We start from the raw sequence: 15233 nt of genomic DNA on the forward strand, positions 1-15233 counted from the left end.
GGCCCATTACCATCAGTGTGGCGCGTATCCTGCTTAAGGAACGCATAAATAAACGGGAGCCTCTCATCGGCGATCTGCGCATCCAGCTCGAGCACGACACCTGCTACCGCTACGACCGGTCCGTCGTGCTGTCGCCGCAGCGCATTCGCCTGCGCCCGGCCCCGCACAACCGCACCGAGCTGGGCGATTACCGCATGCAGGTAGCACCCGCTACGCACCGACTGGACTGGCAGCAGGACGCCTTCGGCAACCATGTCGCACGTGTGCTATTCGACGGCCCGGTCACCGAATTCGCCATCTCCGTGGCGCTGACCGCCGTACCGCGGCCGGTGAATCCCTTCCAGTTCCTGGTGGACCCCGAGGCCGAGCGCTACCCCTTCGCCTACGGGCCGCTCGAAGCCGAAGCGCTCGCGCCCGCACGCGCCACCGATGAGGCCGGCCCGGCGCTGCAGAAGCTCATCGCCGAATGCGGCGGCGCTCAGGACAGCTCGGTAGCCTTTCTGGCCGAGGCCACGGCACGCCTGCGCTCGGTCGTGGCCTATCAGCACCGCGACGAGGCCGGTGTGCTGGACCCGGAGGAGACGCTGCGCAGCGGCGAGGGCTCCTGCCGCGACTCGGCCTGGCTGCTCGTCCAGCTTCTGCGCCACCTCGGCCTGGCGGCGCGCTTCGTGTCGGGCTATCAGGTCAGCGTCCCGTCCGAAGGCCCCGACATTGGCGAGCTGCACGCCTGGGCGGAGGTCTATCTGCCCGGCGCGGGCTGGATCGGCCTCGATCCCAGCACCGGCCTCTTCGCCGGCGAGGGCTACATCCCCCTGGCGGCAGCCACGCGGCCCGAGCTGGCTGCCCCCGTCAGCGGCACGGTTTCTGCCTGCGGCATGACCCTCGACCACAACATCCGCATCCTGCGGCTCGGCCCCGCCGACGCCGTGCCCGATGTCCTTCCGGAGCGCGCTTCGTGACGCAAGACCCCAAGCCCAGCGACCGCCGCATCGACTGGCGGCACTATCGCTCCGACACCTACGATGAGCTCATCGGCAGCGACGGCCGGCCGCGTGCGGCGGCGCGCGCTCTAACCGACTACCTGCAGAGCCTGACGCCGGCCGATCTGGCCGACCGGCGGCTTGCGGCGGAAGTCGCCATCAAGGCGCTGGGCGTGACCTTCACGGTCTACAGCGACGGCGAGAATGTCGACCGCGCCTTTCCCTTCGACATCATCCCGCGCACCATCGCGCGCGCCGAATGGCAGCGCACCGAGGCAGGCCTGACGCAGCGCGTGACCGCGCTCAATCACTTCATTGCCGACATCTACGGCCCGCGCCACATCATCCGCGACGGCGTCTTCCCGGAAGAACTGCTGGCCGAGTCCGCCAACTTCCGGCCGCAGTGCGTAGGCGTGCGACCGCCCGGCGACATCTGGGCGCATATCTGCGGCTCGGATCTGGTGCGCGACGCCGACGGCACCATCTATGTGCTGGAAGACAATCTGCGCGTGCCCTCCGGGGTCTCCTACATGCTGGAGAACCGGATGGTCATCAAGCGCGTCTTCCCGGAAATCTTCGAGTCCAGCCGCATCCTGCCGGTGGACGACTACCCGGCACAGCTCTACGACACGCTGGCGGCACTGTCACCGCGGCCAGCCGATCAACCGGTCATCGGCCTGCTGACGCCGGGCATCTTCAACAGCGCCTACTTCGAGCACTGCTATCTGGCACTGCAGATGGGCATCGAGCTGGTCGAGGGCAGCGACCTCTTCGTCGCCGACGACGACTGCTGCTACATGCGCACCATCCACGGCCCGCAGCGCGTGGATGTGCTGTATCGGCGCATCGACGATCTCTTCATCGATCCGGAAGCCTTCAAGCCCGACTCCATGCTGGGCGTGCGCGGCCTGATGCGCGCCTGGCGCGCCGGCAATCTGGCGCTGGCCAACGCGCCCGGCGCGGGCGTGGCCGACGACAAGGTCGTCTACGCCTTCGTGCCGGAGATGATCCGCTACTACCTCGATCAGGACCCGATCCTGCCCAACGTGCCCAGCTGGCTCTGCATGCGCGACGCCGATCGCAGCCATGTGCTGGCCAACCTCGACAAGCTGGTCGTCAAACCGGCCAACGAGTCCGGCGGCTACGGCATGCTGATCGGCCCGCGCGCCACGCAGGCCGAGCGCGAGGCCTTCGCCGAGCGCATCAAGGCGAATCCGCGCAACTACATGGCGCAGCCGACGCTGGCCATCTCGACCGCACCCACGCTCACCGATGACGGCATCGAGCCGCGGCATCTGGATCTGCGCCCCTTCATCCTGGCGCGCGAGAAGCCCTACGTGACCACCGGCGGGCTGACGCGCGTGGCGATGACACGCGGCTCGCTGGTGGTGAATTCCTCCCAGGGCGGCGGCGCCAAGGACACCTGGGTGGTGGACACCGACGAGGAGACGCGCTGATGCTGTCGCGCACCGCCGAGAACATCTACTGGTTCGGCCGCTATCTGCAGCGTGCCGAGAACACTGCCCGGCTGGTCAATGTGCAGGCTCAGCTGTCGCTGGACCTGCCGCCGCGCGTGCCGCTGTCCTGGGGCTCGCTGATCGAGATTCTCAGCGCCGGCCCCGACTTCGCCGCCCGCGGCGAGCAGCCCGGCGAATCGGAGGTGGCGCGCTTTCTGGTCGCCGACGAGCGCTTCGGCGGCTCCATTCGGCGCACGCTGGGCATGGCGCGCGAGAACCTGCGCAGCACGCGCGAGACGCTGCCCAGCGAGAGCTGGGAGAAGCTCAACGAGCTCTACGCCCTGGTCGAGGCGCGCGGCGAATCGGCCGCCTACCGGCGCATCCGCAACGACCTGCTGCGCAAAGTCATCGAGGATTGCCTGACCATCGTCGGCATGCTCATCAGCAACATGAGCCGCGGCACGGCCTTCCAATTCCTGCGCCTTGGCATGGCGCTGGAGCAGGCCGACATGACGACACGCATCGTCGACGCGCGCTCCGGCGGCATGGTCGCCGACGGCGAGACCGACGAACTGGCGCCCTTTCGCGCAGTGCAGTGGATGAGCGTGCTGAAGTCCCTGCACGCCTATCAGATGTACCGGCGCCAGCAGCGCACGCGCGTGACCGGCCCGCGGGCTCTTGCCTTTCTGCTGCACGACCCGACTTTCCCGCGCAGCGTCAGCTTCTGCCTCTGGTCGATGCAGCAGACGCTACCGCGTCTTCCCGAGCACGCCGGGCTGCGGCAAGCACTGGACGAAGCGGTACAGCTGGTGGCCAGCGCCGATGTCCGCGCCCTGCTGTCGGACGATCAGCCCAACTCGCTGGGGGATATGCTCGACGCGATCCAGATCACGCTCGGCGCCGTGCACAACGCCATCGACGCCAGCTTCTTCCAGCCACCAGAAGAGGTCGTCAGGGAAACCTCGTAGCGCCTCGCCACCCCCGGCGTCCGGCATGCCGGGCCTCGGCAGTACGCCGCGTCTATTGCGAGGCTCGGCTAGCGCAGCCGCAGCACATTGCCCTCGTCAGGATGCCCGCTGCCCCGCTCCTTGCCGGATTCCCAATCGAAGCGCGGCAGCTCGGCGAAGACCGCTTCCAGCTTGCGCGCCCAGGACTCCTTCAGCGCCTGGTAGAAGGGGGTATCGAGGTCCAGACGCATGCGATGACTGATATCGAAGCTGTCGGCCGGCACGATGGCCAGGTCCAGCGGCGGACCCACCGATAGATTCGAGCGCATGGTGGAATCCAGCGATACCAGCGCGCAGCGTGCGGCGTCCTCCAGCGAGGTCTGCGGGCGGATGATGCGGTCCAGAATCGGCTTGCCGTACTTGTGCTCGCCAATCTGCAGAAAGGGGGTCTCCGGCGACACCGAAATGCAGTTGCCCAGCGGATAGATCAGGTAGAGCTGTGGCTCCTCGCCGTGCACCTGTCCGCCGAGTATGAAGGTCGTCTCGATGCCGGTCGTCCCTTTGGTCTCGCCGGCGGCCACCTGCTTCTGCGCGCGCTGCGACAGCGCGCCGATGTATTCGGCAACTTCGTAAACGGTCGGCGGCGTGCGCAGTGAGGGCTCGGCCTCCGCCTGAAGATCGCGCTTGATGGCGGTAATCACGGCCTGCGTCGTCGCCAGATTGCCCGCCGACATCAGCACGAAGACACGCTCGCCCGGAAAGACGAAGCTGTGCAGCTTGTTGTAGGTGCGGACATCATCGACGCCGGCGCTGGTGCGCGTATCCGCGGCGAAGACGAGACCGTCGTTCACCTTGATGCCGATGCAGTAAGTCATTGCGAAGGCGCGGGCGCCCTCCGATCGAACAGAAGGCCATTGTATGCCCCTGGAGCCGCCGGCAGGCAGCCGGGCCGTGTCATCATTTCCGGCCGACAGGCCGCACGGAGATCCGCATGTCCCCCATCGAGATGTATTACGACGTTGCCAGCCCCTACGCCTATCTGGCACTGACGCAGATCGAGGCTCTGGCCGCCCGCCATCAACGCGAGCTCGTCTACAAGCCGATGTTGCTGGGCAAGGTCTTCGAGGCTACCGGCAACCGCATGCCCGCCGCCGTTCCGGCCAAGGGCAAGTACATGATGGGGGATCTGCAACGCTGGGCGGCGTTCTACGGCGTGCCCTTTCGCTTCCCCAGTGTCTTTCCGGTCAACAGCAAGACTGCCCAGCGCATCGCCGCCATCCTGCCCGCGGAACAGGTCGGCGACTGGGCACGCGCAGCCGCGCACGCCTACTGGGCGGACAATCTAGACATCGGTGCGCCCGAGGGCCTGCAACCGGCCTTCGACACGCTGGGCTGGGACCCGGCACCGCTGCTCGCCGAGTCCGAATCGGGCGCTGCCAAGACCCGCCTGCGCGAACTGACCGAGGAGGCGGTCGCCCGCGGCGTCTTCGGCGCACCCAGCTTCTTCGTCGGCGACGCCATGTTCTGGGGCTGCGACCGCCTCGGCCTGCTCGAGCACCACCTGTCGAACGCACGCGCCGCGTGAGCGCGCAGACGCTGCAGGCGCGCGGCCTGCGCTTCGCCGTGCACCGCTGGGGCGAAGATGGCGCACCGGCGCTGGTGCTACTGCACGGATGGGGCGATTCGGGCGCCAGCTTCGCACCGCTGGCCGAGCGCTGGGCCAGGCATGCGCCGGTGGCCGCACCTGACATGCGCGGCTTCGGCGGCAGCGATCACCTGGCCTCCGGCGACTACTACTTCTCCGACTACATCCCCGACCTCGACGCGCTGCTGGCACAGCTCTCGCCGCAGGCGCCGGTGGCGCTGGTCGGCCACAGCATGGGCGCGCAGATCGCCAGCCTCTACGCCGGCATCCGCCCGGAGCGGGTGGCGCAGCTGGTGATCCTGGACGGATTGCATCTGCCCGACAGCGACCCCGCGGACGCCCCCAAGCGCTACCGGCGCTGGCTCGCCCAGCTCGCCGCACCGACCGAGGCGCGCGCCTACGAAAGCTTCGACGCGCTGGCCGAGCGCGTTCGCCACCAGCACCCCGCACTGAGCGAAGCCGACGCACTGCGCATCGCCCACGCATGGGGCCACGCCGAGGGCGAGGGCGTGGTGCTGCGCATGGACCCGCGCCACCGCATCCGCGGCCCGCTGCTCTATCGCGCCGCCGAGTCGAAGGCCATCTGGCGCGAGATCACCGCGCCGACGCTCTTCGTCGACGGCGCGCGCTCGCCCTTTCCAGAGGCCGTCGACGCCGAGGAGCGCGCGGCCCGCCGCGCCTGCTTCGCGCGCCATGAGGTCGTGACGCTGCCAGAGGCCGGCCATATGCTGCACTTCGATGCCCCCGAGGCCACGGCCGAGACCGTGGAAAGCTGGCTGCGCACGCAGGGCTGGCCGGCGCCAGAAGCAGCAGCCGCCATCGGCTAAGCTTGCGCCCTCAATTTCGCCCACGGAAGCCTGCATGAAAGTGCTCGTCATCGGCGGCGGCGGCCGCGAACACGCGCTGGCCTGGAAACTCGCGCAGTCGCCGCGCTGCACCGAAGTCCTGGTCGCACCGGGCAACGCCGGCACCGCGCGCGAGCCAAGCTGCCGGAACGTCGCGGTGAGCGCCGAAGACATCGAGGGATTGCTGGCGCTGGCGCAGGACGAAGGCGTTGGATTCACCGTGGTCGGCCCCGAAGCCCCCCTGGCCGCCGGCGTTGTCGACGCCTTCAGCACCGCCGGGTTGCGCTGCTTCGGACCGCAGCGCGCCGCGGCGCAGCTGGAGGCTTCCAAGGCCTTCAGCAAGGATTTCCTCGCCCGCCACGGCATCCCCACCGCCGACTACGCTAGCTTCACCGAGGCCGAAGCCGCATGCGCCTGGATCAACGCGCGTGGCGCGCCCATCGTCGTCAAGGCCGATGGCCTGGCCGCCGGCAAGGGGGTTGTGGTAGCGCCGGACATCGCCACCGCCCACGAAGCCGTGCGTGACATGCTGGCGCTGGACGGCGCGCGCGTGGTCGTCGAGGAATTCCTCGACGGCGAGGAGGCCAGCTACATCGTCGTCGCCGACGGCCAGGATTTCGTCGCCTTCCCCAGCGCGCAGGACCACAAGCGTATCGGCGACGGCGATACCGGGCCCAATACCGGTGGCATGGGCGCCTACTCGCCGGCTCCGGTGGTGACCGATGCGGTCGAGCAGCGCGTTCGCAGCCAGGTCATCGCCGCCACCCTCGCGGGCCTGGCCGCCGACGGTATCGCCTTCACCGGCTTTCTCTACGCCGGCCTGATGATCGACGGCGAGGGGCAGCCCAAGGTGCTGGAGTTCAATGTGCGCATGGGCGACCCCGAGACCCAGCCGCTGCTGATGCGGCTGCGCTCGGACCTGCTCGATCTGCTCGAAGCCGCCGTCGATCATCGGCTGGGCGCCGTCACTCCGGAATGGGACAAGCAGGCGACGCTGGGCATCGTACTGGCCGCAGAGGGCTATCCCGCCTCTGCCACCAAGGGCGCTGCTATCGAGGGCCTGGAGGCGGCCGAGGAGAACGGCTGCAAGGTCTTCCAAGCCGGCACGCGCGCGGACGACGACGGCAATGTCCTGGTCGACGGCGGCCGGGTGCTCTGCGTCTGCGCGGCGGGCGCGGACATCGCCGCCGCCCAGAAGCAGGCCTACGCCGGCGCCGAGCGCATTGCATGGCCCGGCATGCAGATGCGCCGCGATATCGGCTGGCGGGCCATCGCACGCGGCTGAGCGCGATTCAGCCGACTGCCGGCATATCGAGCAGGGCCACGGCGAAGGAGAAATAAATCAGCACGCCGCAGGCGTCCGCGATGGAAGTCACCAGCGGACCGCTGGCCGCAGCCGGATCGAGGCGAAAACGCGACAGGATGAAGGGCAGCGACATGCCGATAAGGCTGCCCATGATCACCACCGTGAACATCGTCACCGACACCACCAGCGCGATATCGCTGCCGGCCCGGAACCAGCCGATGCCGGAGATTGCCAGGGCCATGGTCACCCCCAGCAGGCCGGCGACCAGGAACTCGCGCCCGAGAAGCCGTCCCCAGTCGCGCAGATGCACATCACCGGTGGCCATGGAGCGCACCATCATGGTGGCGGCCTGCGAGCCGGCATTGCCGGCGCTGGCGATGAGCAGCGGCAGGAAGAAGAGCAGCGCCAGATGCTCGGCGATGGTGGCCTCGAAATAGGCGATGCCCGCGCCCGAGAAGAGGTTGCCGAAGACCAGCACCACCAGCCAGAAGACGCGCGAGCGGTAGAGCGCGCGGATGGAGGCGTTGCGCAGGCTGAGCGGCACCTCGCCCGAGGAGCCGCCGGCCTTGAGGAAGTCCTCGGTGGCCTCGGCCTCGGCGACGTCGTGGGCGTCGTCGTAGGTGACGATACCGATCAGCTTGTCCGCCTCGTCGGTAACCGGCAGCGCGATGAGGTCGTAGCGCGCGATGAGCTTGGCGGCCTCCTCGGCGGGGGCGTCGGCGCGCGCCGAGATGACGTCGGTGACCATGATCTGCTCGACGCGTGCGTGCGCCGGCGCCACGATCAGGTCGCGCAGCGACACCGTACCCAGCAGCCGGCGCGTTTCGTCGACGACGAAGGACTGGTAAATGGTCTCCTTGTCCGGCGCCACGCGCCGCAGCCGCTCGATGGCCTCGCGCGCGGTGAGCTGCGGCGTCAGCGTGGCGTAGTCGGAAGTGATGACCGCGCCGATCGTGCCTTCCTCGTAGGAAGCCAGCCGACGGATATCCTCGCGCTCGACCTGCGCCATGGCAGGCAGGAACTTCTCCTGCGTCTCCTCGTCGAGCTGATTGAAGACGTCGACGCGCTCGTCGGCCGACATGTGGAAGAAGAGCGCGGTCAGCTCGGGACGGTTGAAATAGCCGATGACTTCGACCTGGCGCTCGAGCTCGAAATAGCCGAAAAGCTCGGCGCGCGCCTCGGCCGGGACCTGCAGCAGCAGCGCGCGCACCTCGGCCGGCTCGAAACCATCCAGCGCTTCGGCAACGTCGGCGTTGTGGTTCTGCTTGACGATCTGCGCGAAGGCGCGATCTTCATCGCCGCCCAGCGCTTCCCGAATCGGGAAGGTCAGCTCTTCTCGTTCCATGATTCCGCCTCGTTGTAATGCCTCGTCCGGCATGCGGCCCGGACGCTGGAGACGGAATCGACGCGGTCGACCCTTCAGGCCCGGATGGCCGTCAGCTTGCTAGATCGACTGTATGGGTCCATTGATGGGAGACAGGCTTTCGAGTGATGCCGTCAACGCCATGGAAGGCGTTCCGGGCGCGCGTAGTCTAGCGGCCGGCGGATCGAAGTCAACCGCCCCGGGAAGGCTGCGGGAATGTGTCGGACCGCGGTCCCGCCGGCGGCGCGAAATGCGTGCCGCCGGCGGATCACTGCGACCTAATTGCGCTTCATCGCGTCGAAGAACTGGGAATTGGTCTTCGTCTGCTTCATGCGGTCGAAGAGCAGCTCCATGGCCGCGATGTCGTCCATGTCGTGGACGGCCTTGCGCAGCAGCCAGATCTTCTGGAGATCGCTCGGGTCGATCATCAGCTCCTCGCGGCGAGTGCCGGAGCGGTTGATGTTGACGGCCGGATAGACCCGCTTCTCGGCCAGACGGCGCTCGAGATGGATCTCCATATTGCCGGTGCCCTTGAACTCCTCGTAGATCACCTCGTCCATCTTGGAGCCGGTGTCGACCAGCGCCGTGGCAATGATGGTCAGGCTACCGCCCTCTTCGACATTGCGCGCGGCACCGAAGAAGCGCTTGGGTTTCTGCAGGGCGTTGGCGTCGACGCCACCGGTCAGCACCTTGCCGGAGCTCGGCGCCACGGTGTTGTAGGCGCGCGCCAGGCGGGTGATGGAGTCGAGCAGGATGACGACGTCGCGCTTCTGCTCGACCAGACGCTTGGCCTTCTCCAGCACCATCTCGGCGACCTGCGTGTGCCGCGACGGCGCTTCATCGAAGGTCGAGGCGACGACTTCGCCGCGCACGGTGCGCTGCATGTCGGTGACCTCTTCGGGGCGCTCGTCGATGAGCAGCACGATGAGGTAGACGTCCGGATAATTCGACATCAGCGACTGCGCGATGTTCTGCAGCAGCATCGTCTTGCCGGCCTTGGGCGGCGAGACGATCAATCCGCGCTGACCCTTGCCGCAGGGCGAGATCAGGTCGAGGATGCGGGCGGTGATGTCCTCGGTCGTGCCATTGCCACGCTCAAGCTGGAAACGCTCGTCCGGGAAAAGCGGCGTCAGATTCTCGAAGTTGACCTTCTGACGCGTCTTTTCAGGTGCCTCGAAGTTGACCTCATTGACCTTCAGCAGCGCGAAGTAGCGCTCGCTCTCCTTGGGCGCGCGTACGCGACCGGTCACCGTGTCACCGGTGCGCAGGCCGAAACGCTTGACCTGGCTGGCCGAGACGTAGACATCGTCCGGACCGGCCAGATAGGAGGCGTCGGGTGAACGCAGGAAGCCGTAGCCCTCCTGCATCAGCTCGAGCACGCCGGTGTCGTAGATCTGCGCCTCGCGGTCGCCGGCAGCGCGCACAAGGGCGGTAATCAACTCCGGCTTGCGACTGCGCGAGACGTTGTCGATGCCTTGAGCGGTGGCCAGTTCCATGAGCTGGGTGGCCGTCATGGCCTTCAGCTCTGCAATGCTGACCCGTTCCCCATTATCGCCATCGGCTTCCGGCTCATTGGCTGCCGCGGCGATCTCGGCTTCCAGTTCCTCGTCGGAGGGAAGGCCCGCCGGTGATGGACTGCCGTTGGGGTTCTTGTTCCGCGGCCGACGGCGCGGGCGAGACCGCTTGGGTCCAGGCTGATTAGATGTGTTGCTCAACGAAAGCTGCCAGTTGTGCCTTGCCGACGGCGCCGGTCTGCGTTGCAGCCGCTTCGCCGTTCTTGAAGAGGATGAGAGTGGGAATGCCACGCACGGAGAAACGCTGCGCGATCTCCTGATTGTCGTCGACATTCAGCTTGACGATCTTGAGCTGATCCTGTTTTTCGTCCGCGATCTGCTCGAGCACCGGGGCAATCATGCGGCAGGGGCCGCACCATTCCGCCCAGAAATCGACCAGCACGGGCTTGTCCGATTGCAGGACTTCCGTGTCGAAGCTGTCCGCCGATACGGCGGTAACGTTCTCGCTCATGAGGGATGCTCCTTGTAAAAAGGAAAAAAATGAGCATGCTGTCCGCGCCGCGCACGACCCTCGTCTAGGGCAGGCGGTTATGTGGCAACGGTGGGGAAAGACTGCGCTGGAATCGCGCGGCAAACGCGTCGCGCCGGCAGCCTTTGACTACATTGAATCTGAGCCTGCGACGTTTTGCAAGCCCGCCGATCCGGAATCGGCGCACGACATGCACGCGGAGTATGCTTGCGATAGCTCCAATCGATCCAAAACCGCTCATGTCCGCACCTTCCGACAAGGCGCAGACCGCCTTCGCGCAACTGCCGCTGACCGACATCCTGCAGCGCAACATAGCCGCGCTGGGCTTCTCGCACTGCACGCCCATCCAGGCCAAGGCGTTGCCGCTGGCGCTGGAAGGCCGCGACATCGCCGGCCAGGCGCAGACCGGTACCGGCAAGACTGTCGCCTTCCTGCTGGCCACCTTCGACCATCTGCTGCGCACCGAGCCGACTGGCCCCGACGGCCAACCTCGCGCAGTGATCGTCGCGCCAACGCGCGAGCTGGTCATCCAGATCCACGCCGACGCGGAGCCACTGGCCCGGGAGACTGGCCTGCGGCTGGGACTGGTCTACGGCGGCACGGGTTACGATTCACAGCGCGAGCAGGTTGCCGCCGGCGTCGACGTGCTGATCGGCACCCCCGGCCGGCTCATCGACTACTTCAAGCAGAAGATCTTCACGCTCAAGCATGTGCAGGTCGCGGTGCTCGACGAAGCCGACCGCATGTTCGACCTCGGCTTCATCAGCGACATCCGCTTCATCCTGCGCCGCTGCCCGGAGCCGACCCAGCGCCGCAACTATCTGTTCTCGGCGACGCTGTCTCACCGCGTGCTCGAGCTGGCCTACGAGCACATGAACAACCCGACCAAGGTGGAGATCGAGCCCGAGCAGGTCACTGCTGATCGCGTGCGCCAGTCCCTGGTGCACGTCGGCAACGAGGACAAGCTGCCCATGCTGGTCGGCGTCCTCCGGCACACCGGTGCCACGCGCACGATGATCTTCGTCAACACCAAGCGCGCCGCCGACATCGTCGAGCGCACGCTCCGGGGCAACGACATCGAGGCGCGCACGCTCTCCGGCGACGTGCCACAGAAGAAACGCGAGCAGCTGCTCGCGCGCTTCCGCAGCGGCGAGCTGGCGGTGCTGGTAGCCACCGACGTGGCCGCGCGCGGTCTGCACATTGAGGGCGTCTCGCACGTCATCAACTACGACCTGCCGCAAGACGCCGAGGACTACGTGCACCGCATCGGCCGCACCGCCCGCGCCGGCGCCGAAGGCGATGCCATTTCTCTGTGCTGCGAGGAATGGGTCTACTCCCTGCCCGAGATCGAGGCCTACGCCGGCATCAAGATCCCGCAACTACCCGACGCCGACAGCTGGATGGCGCAGGACATGAAACCGCCGCTGCCGCGACCGCCGCGCGCCGAAGGCGAGCAGCGCGGCGGCGGCGGCCGACGGCGCAGCGGCGCGGGCGGCCGCGGGCAGCGCGGGAGCGCCCGGCGCTGAGCCCGCGCGCGCCGAACTCCCGGGGCGATTGACTACTTATGCTAATCATTCCCATTTAGTTTTGCTATGCTCTCTGCATCCTCGGCCGACTGAAAGCCGGGCCCCGCGATTGCCACAAGGGAGATGCATGCAGTGAGATACACGACCTCAGCCGCCTTCGTAGCGGCGACCATGACGCTTTCAGGCCAAGCGCTCGCCGACGAGGCCACCCGCCTAGGCGACGTCTCGGTGATCGGGTCCAAGGAAGCAGCCACCGAATTGCCCGGCTCGGCCAGCTATATCGACCGCCAGGACATCACTCGCCAAGGCTACGACGACATCAACCGCATCCTGCGCGAAACGCCCGGCGTCTACGTTCGCGAGGAAGACGGCTACGGGCTCTTCCCCAACATCAGCATCCGCGGCGCGGATCCGGGACGCAGCTCCAAGGTCACGATCATGGAGGACGGCGTGCTGATGGCGCCTGCCCCTTATGCTGCGCCCGCGGCTTATTACTCGCCAACTGTTGGGCGCATGTCCGGGGTTGAGGTTGTCAAGGGCTCTAGCCAAGTGCGCTTCGGACCGCGCACCACCGGCGGCATCATCAACTATCTCTCCACACCGATCCCGCAAACGCGCTCGGGCTACCTTCGCAGCGCCTTCGGTACAGACAGCGAGTTCCGCAACCAGCTCTGGTTCGGTGACAGCGTCGAAGGCGCCGCCGGCGAATTCGGATATCTGGTCGAGCTTTATCACCGCCAGACGGACGGCTTCAAGGAAATGCAGGGCCCCGCCAGCGATCTCGGCCCGGACGCCGGCGACACCGGCTTCCGGCGCGTAGAGCCGATGATCAAGCTGGCTTGGGCGCCGGATACCGCACTCGACCAACGCCTGGAACTGACCTATGGGCGCTCCGAGCTTGATGCCGACGAGACTTATCTCGGCATAACTACCGCCGACTTCGCTCGCAATCCGAACCTTCGCTATGCCGCATCCCAGTTCGACAATATCCGCACCCAGCAAGAGCGCGCCATCCTGCGCTACTCGTTAGCACCGACCGAAGCGTTGTCGTTGGATGCCAAGCTCTATCGCACGGACTTTGCCCGCAACTGGGACAAGATCCGCCAGGTCAACGGCAACAGCCTGAGCGCCGCACTGGCGCAGGGCGGGAACGATCTCGCCACTCTACGCGGCGAGCAGGCCGGCACCTGGGGCTACCGCGACAACAACCGCGAGTACTACGCCCAGGGCGCCGAATTTAGCGCCGAGCTGGACTACGCCACCGGCGACATCGGCCACACCCTTCGTGTCGGAGTGCGTCGACACGAGGACGAGGTGTTCCGCTTTCAGCGCAACAAGACCTACAACGTCAACGCCCAGGGGCAGGTCGTATCGCTCGACCTCAACCCGCCCGGCTCGCAGGACAACCGCAAGCAGCAGGCCGAGGCCACGGCCGTCTACGCCGAGAATGCGGTGCGCATCGGCGCGCTGACGCTGACACCGGGCGTGCGCTTCGAGCAGATCGACTGGACCGTGCAGGACTTCCGCGGCGCCACTCCGGATATCAGTGAAGGCGACGAGGGCTACGTCACCGGAGGCCTCGGCTTCAACTACGCACTCGGCGCTGGCAGCGCTCTCTTCGGCGGTGTCTACCAAGGCTTCTCGCCTCCCTCGCCGGGCGACGGCATTGCCGGCGAGGATGCCGAGGAAAGCGTTTCCGTGGAGCTTGGCGGCCGCTTCCGCACAGCGGGCGGGATAGCGCAGGAGCTGGTGCTCTTCGGCACGCTCTTCGACAACCTGCTGGTACCGGACAACGCCGGCGCCTCCGGCACGGCCGACAACACGGCTTCGGTGGGCGAGGTCGAGACCTACGGTCTGGAATACGCACTGAACTACGACCCAGGCCGCCAGCTGGGCTGGCGCTTCGGCACACCGCTCTCCCTGGCCGCGACCTACACCAGCGCCGAGATCGCGAACGACTCCAACGCCGCCGGCGACCCGGAATCGATCTTCAGCGGCGGCCGCGACGGGGCCGAGCTGCCCTATATCCCTGACTTCCAGATCAGCGCCACGGCCGGAGTGGAGGGTGCACGCTGGTCACTGAGCTTGCGTGCCCTCTATGTCGATGAGGCCTTCGCCACTGCCCTGAACACCGAGGAGGAGGTAATTCTTGGGGGAGATGCCAACAACCCACAAGTCGTACCGGATGCACGCGGTGGAAAGATCGACAGCCAGTTCGTCATCGACCTGACGGCGCGCTACGCGCTCACTGAACGGGTCAGCGTCTTCGCCAACGCCTTCAACCTGCTGGACCGCGAATACATCGCCTCGCGGCTGCCAGAAGGCCCACGGCCGGGCGCGCCGCAGACCTTCCTCGCCGGCATCGAGGCGAACTTCTACTAGGCGCAGACCACAGCGCTGGCTTAGACGGACCCGTCTCCCCCGGAGGCGGGTCCTTTGCTTTGGACGGCAGTAAACAACTCATCAAGTGTACGTACGGTCGGAAAGCCGTCATGCGTGCGCGGCGGTTGGCTGCGGTCCGGCCAGGCAGCAGCTACCACGTGAGCGATCCCGAAATCACGCGCCGCTTCCAGCACGGGCATCGAGTCATCCACGAAGAGTGCGGCATCTGGCTCGAAGGGGTGCCGCCCGTGCAGCCGCTGCCAAAAGGCGGGCTGCTCCTTGGGTGCGCGCAAGGAATGGGAACTGACGATGCGCTCGAAGTAGTCGGCGATGGGCGCGCGCTCGAGCTTGATGGCCAGCGTCTCGGGGTGCGCGTTGGTCACCAGCCAGAGCCGCTTGCGGTCTTCGCACAGCCGCTCCAGCACCGCGGTAGTCTCGGGCAGAAGCTGCACGCCGTGCGCGACCTCGCGCTTGAGTGCCGCCACATCCAGCCCGGTCTGCCGGCTCCAGAAGTCGGTGCAGTACCAGTCGAGGCTGCCGCGCGTGCGCGCAAAGATGGGCTGCAGCTCGGCCATCGCCTCGGCCGCGGTCAGGCCGCGTGCCGCGCCGAAGCGCTGCGGCAACAGCTGTGTCCAGAAATGGGTATCGAAGGCGAGATCGAGCAGCGTGCCGTCCATGTCGAGCAGCACTTCCTCCACGTCCCGCCAGGGCATTGGCTCGGCCATCCCCCTATCATACG

General features: G+C 67.1%; 13 protein-coding genes. 8 read left to right on the plus strand and 5 right to left on the minus strand.

Annotated features, from left to right (window positions below):
- Positions 1-17: 17 nt before the first annotated feature.
- From U743_RS18830 to U743_RS12835, 3 genes are read left to right on the plus strand one after another with little or no spacing between them, the layout of a single operon-like run.
- A complete protein-coding gene (locus U743_RS18830; protein ID WP_052368128.1) occupies positions 18-959 on the plus strand; it encodes a transglutaminase family protein in 942 nt (313 codons plus the stop codon).
- A 29-nt stretch (positions 960-988) separates the two neighbouring features.
- Positions 989-2437 carry a circularly permuted type 2 ATP-grasp protein gene (locus U743_RS12830; RefSeq protein WP_043772147.1) on the plus strand — a complete coding sequence of 483 codons (1449 nt, stop codon included), beginning with the start codon at positions 989-991 and terminating at the stop codon, positions 2435-2437.
- Positions 2437-3405, plus strand: a complete 969-nt coding sequence (locus U743_RS12835; RefSeq protein ID WP_043768798.1) for an alpha-E domain-containing protein — start codon at positions 2437-2439, stop codon at positions 3403-3405. The genes U743_RS12830 and U743_RS12835 overlap by 1 nt, the downstream gene beginning before the upstream one ends.
- 68 nt (positions 3406-3473) lie before the next feature.
- Here U743_RS12835 and U743_RS12840 read toward each other — a convergent pair whose 3' ends face one another.
- Positions 3474-4259, minus strand: a complete 786-nt coding sequence (locus tag U743_RS12840) for a proteasome-type protease (RefSeq protein ID WP_052368129.1) — start codon at positions 4257-4259, stop codon at positions 3474-3476.
- Between the two features lie 116 nt (positions 4260-4375).
- On the opposite strand from U743_RS12840, the gene U743_RS12845 reads away from it, so the two are divergent.
- The 3 genes from U743_RS12845 to purD are packed head-to-tail and all read left to right on the plus strand — an operon-like array spanning position 4376 to position 7159.
- Complete coding sequence (locus U743_RS12845) at positions 4376-4969, plus strand: 2-hydroxychromene-2-carboxylate isomerase (protein ID WP_043768800.1); 594 nt, start codon at positions 4376-4378, stop codon at positions 4967-4969.
- On the plus strand, positions 4966-5856 hold the full coding sequence (locus U743_RS12850; protein ID WP_052368131.1) for an alpha/beta fold hydrolase: 891 nt from the start codon (positions 4966-4968) through the stop codon (positions 5854-5856). Before U743_RS12845 ends, U743_RS12850 begins: the two co-directional genes overlap by 4 nt.
- Before the next feature lie 34 nt (positions 5857-5890).
- Positions 5891-7159, plus strand: coding sequence for a phosphoribosylamine--glycine ligase (gene purD, locus U743_RS12855; RefSeq protein ID WP_043768802.1), 1269 nt, complete (start codon positions 5891-5893; stop codon positions 7157-7159).
- Positions 7160-7166: 7 nt separating this feature from the next.
- On the opposite strand, the gene mgtE is transcribed toward purD, so the two are convergent.
- The 3 genes from mgtE to trxA all read right to left on the minus strand — a co-directional run bounded on the left by mgtE (position 7167) and on the right by trxA (position 10568).
- Entirely contained in the window at positions 7167-8525 is a 1359-nt protein-coding gene (gene mgtE / locus U743_RS12860; protein WP_043768804.1) for a magnesium transporter, read from the minus strand.
- Between the two features lie 296 nt (positions 8526-8821).
- Positions 8822-10132, minus strand: a complete 1311-nt coding sequence (rho, locus tag U743_RS12865) for a transcription termination factor Rho (RefSeq protein ID WP_408607403.1) — start codon at positions 10130-10132, stop codon at positions 8822-8824.
- A gap of 109 nt (positions 10133-10241) precedes the next feature.
- Entirely contained in the window at positions 10242-10568 is a 327-nt protein-coding gene (gene trxA / locus U743_RS12870; RefSeq protein ID WP_043768808.1) for a thioredoxin TrxA, read from the minus strand.
- A gap of 257 nt (positions 10569-10825) precedes the next feature.
- On the opposite strand from trxA, the gene U743_RS12875 reads away from it, so the two are divergent.
- Positions 10826-12112: a DEAD/DEAH box helicase gene (locus U743_RS12875; protein ID WP_043768809.1), complete on the plus strand. Its 1287-nt coding sequence runs from the start codon at positions 10826-10828 to the stop codon at positions 12110-12112.
- A gap of 132 nt (positions 12113-12244) precedes the next feature.
- Entirely contained in the window at positions 12245-14494 is a 2250-nt protein-coding gene (locus U743_RS12880) for a TonB-dependent receptor family protein (RefSeq protein WP_198022028.1), read from the plus strand.
- Positions 14495-14514: 20 nt separating this feature from the next.
- Here U743_RS12880 and yrfG read toward each other — a convergent pair whose 3' ends face one another.
- Complete coding sequence (yrfG, locus tag U743_RS12885; protein ID WP_232226782.1) at positions 14515-15207, minus strand: GMP/IMP nucleotidase; 693 nt, start codon at positions 15205-15207, stop codon at positions 14515-14517.
- Positions 15208-15233 lie beyond the last annotated feature (26 nt).

The organism is Algiphilus aromaticivorans DG1253 (genome assembly GCF_000733765.1).
In the GTDB taxonomy this organism is placed as follows: Bacteria; Pseudomonadota; Gammaproteobacteria; order Nevskiales; family Nevskiaceae; genus Algiphilus; species Algiphilus aromaticivorans.

Coding starts and splice junctions, on each gene's coding strand:
- U743_RS12835 (WP_043768798.1), top strand. CDS start 2,437: ATGCTGTCGCGCACCGCCGAGAACATCTACTGGTTCGGCCGCTATCTG.
- U743_RS12840 (WP_052368129.1), bottom strand. CDS start 4,259: ATGACTTACTGCATCGGCATCAAGGTGAACGACGGTCTCGTCTTCGCC.
- U743_RS12845 (WP_043768800.1), top strand. CDS start 4,376: ATGTCCCCCATCGAGATGTATTACGACGTTGCCAGCCCCTACGCCTAT.
- purD (WP_043768802.1), top strand. CDS start 5,891: ATGAAAGTGCTCGTCATCGGCGGCGGCGGCCGCGAACACGCGCTGGCC.
- mgtE (WP_043768804.1), bottom strand. CDS start 8,525: ATGGAACGAGAAGAGCTGACCTTCCCGATTCGGGAAGCGCTGGGCGGC.
- trxA (WP_043768808.1), bottom strand. CDS start 10,568: ATGAGCGAGAACGTTACCGCCGTATCGGCGGACAGCTTCGACACGGAA.
- U743_RS12875 (WP_043768809.1), top strand. CDS start 10,826: ATGTCCGCACCTTCCGACAAGGCGCAGACCGCCTTCGCGCAACTGCCG.
- yrfG (WP_232226782.1), bottom strand. CDS start 15,207: ATGCCCTGGCGGGACGTGGAGGAAGTGCTGCTCGACATGGACGGCACG.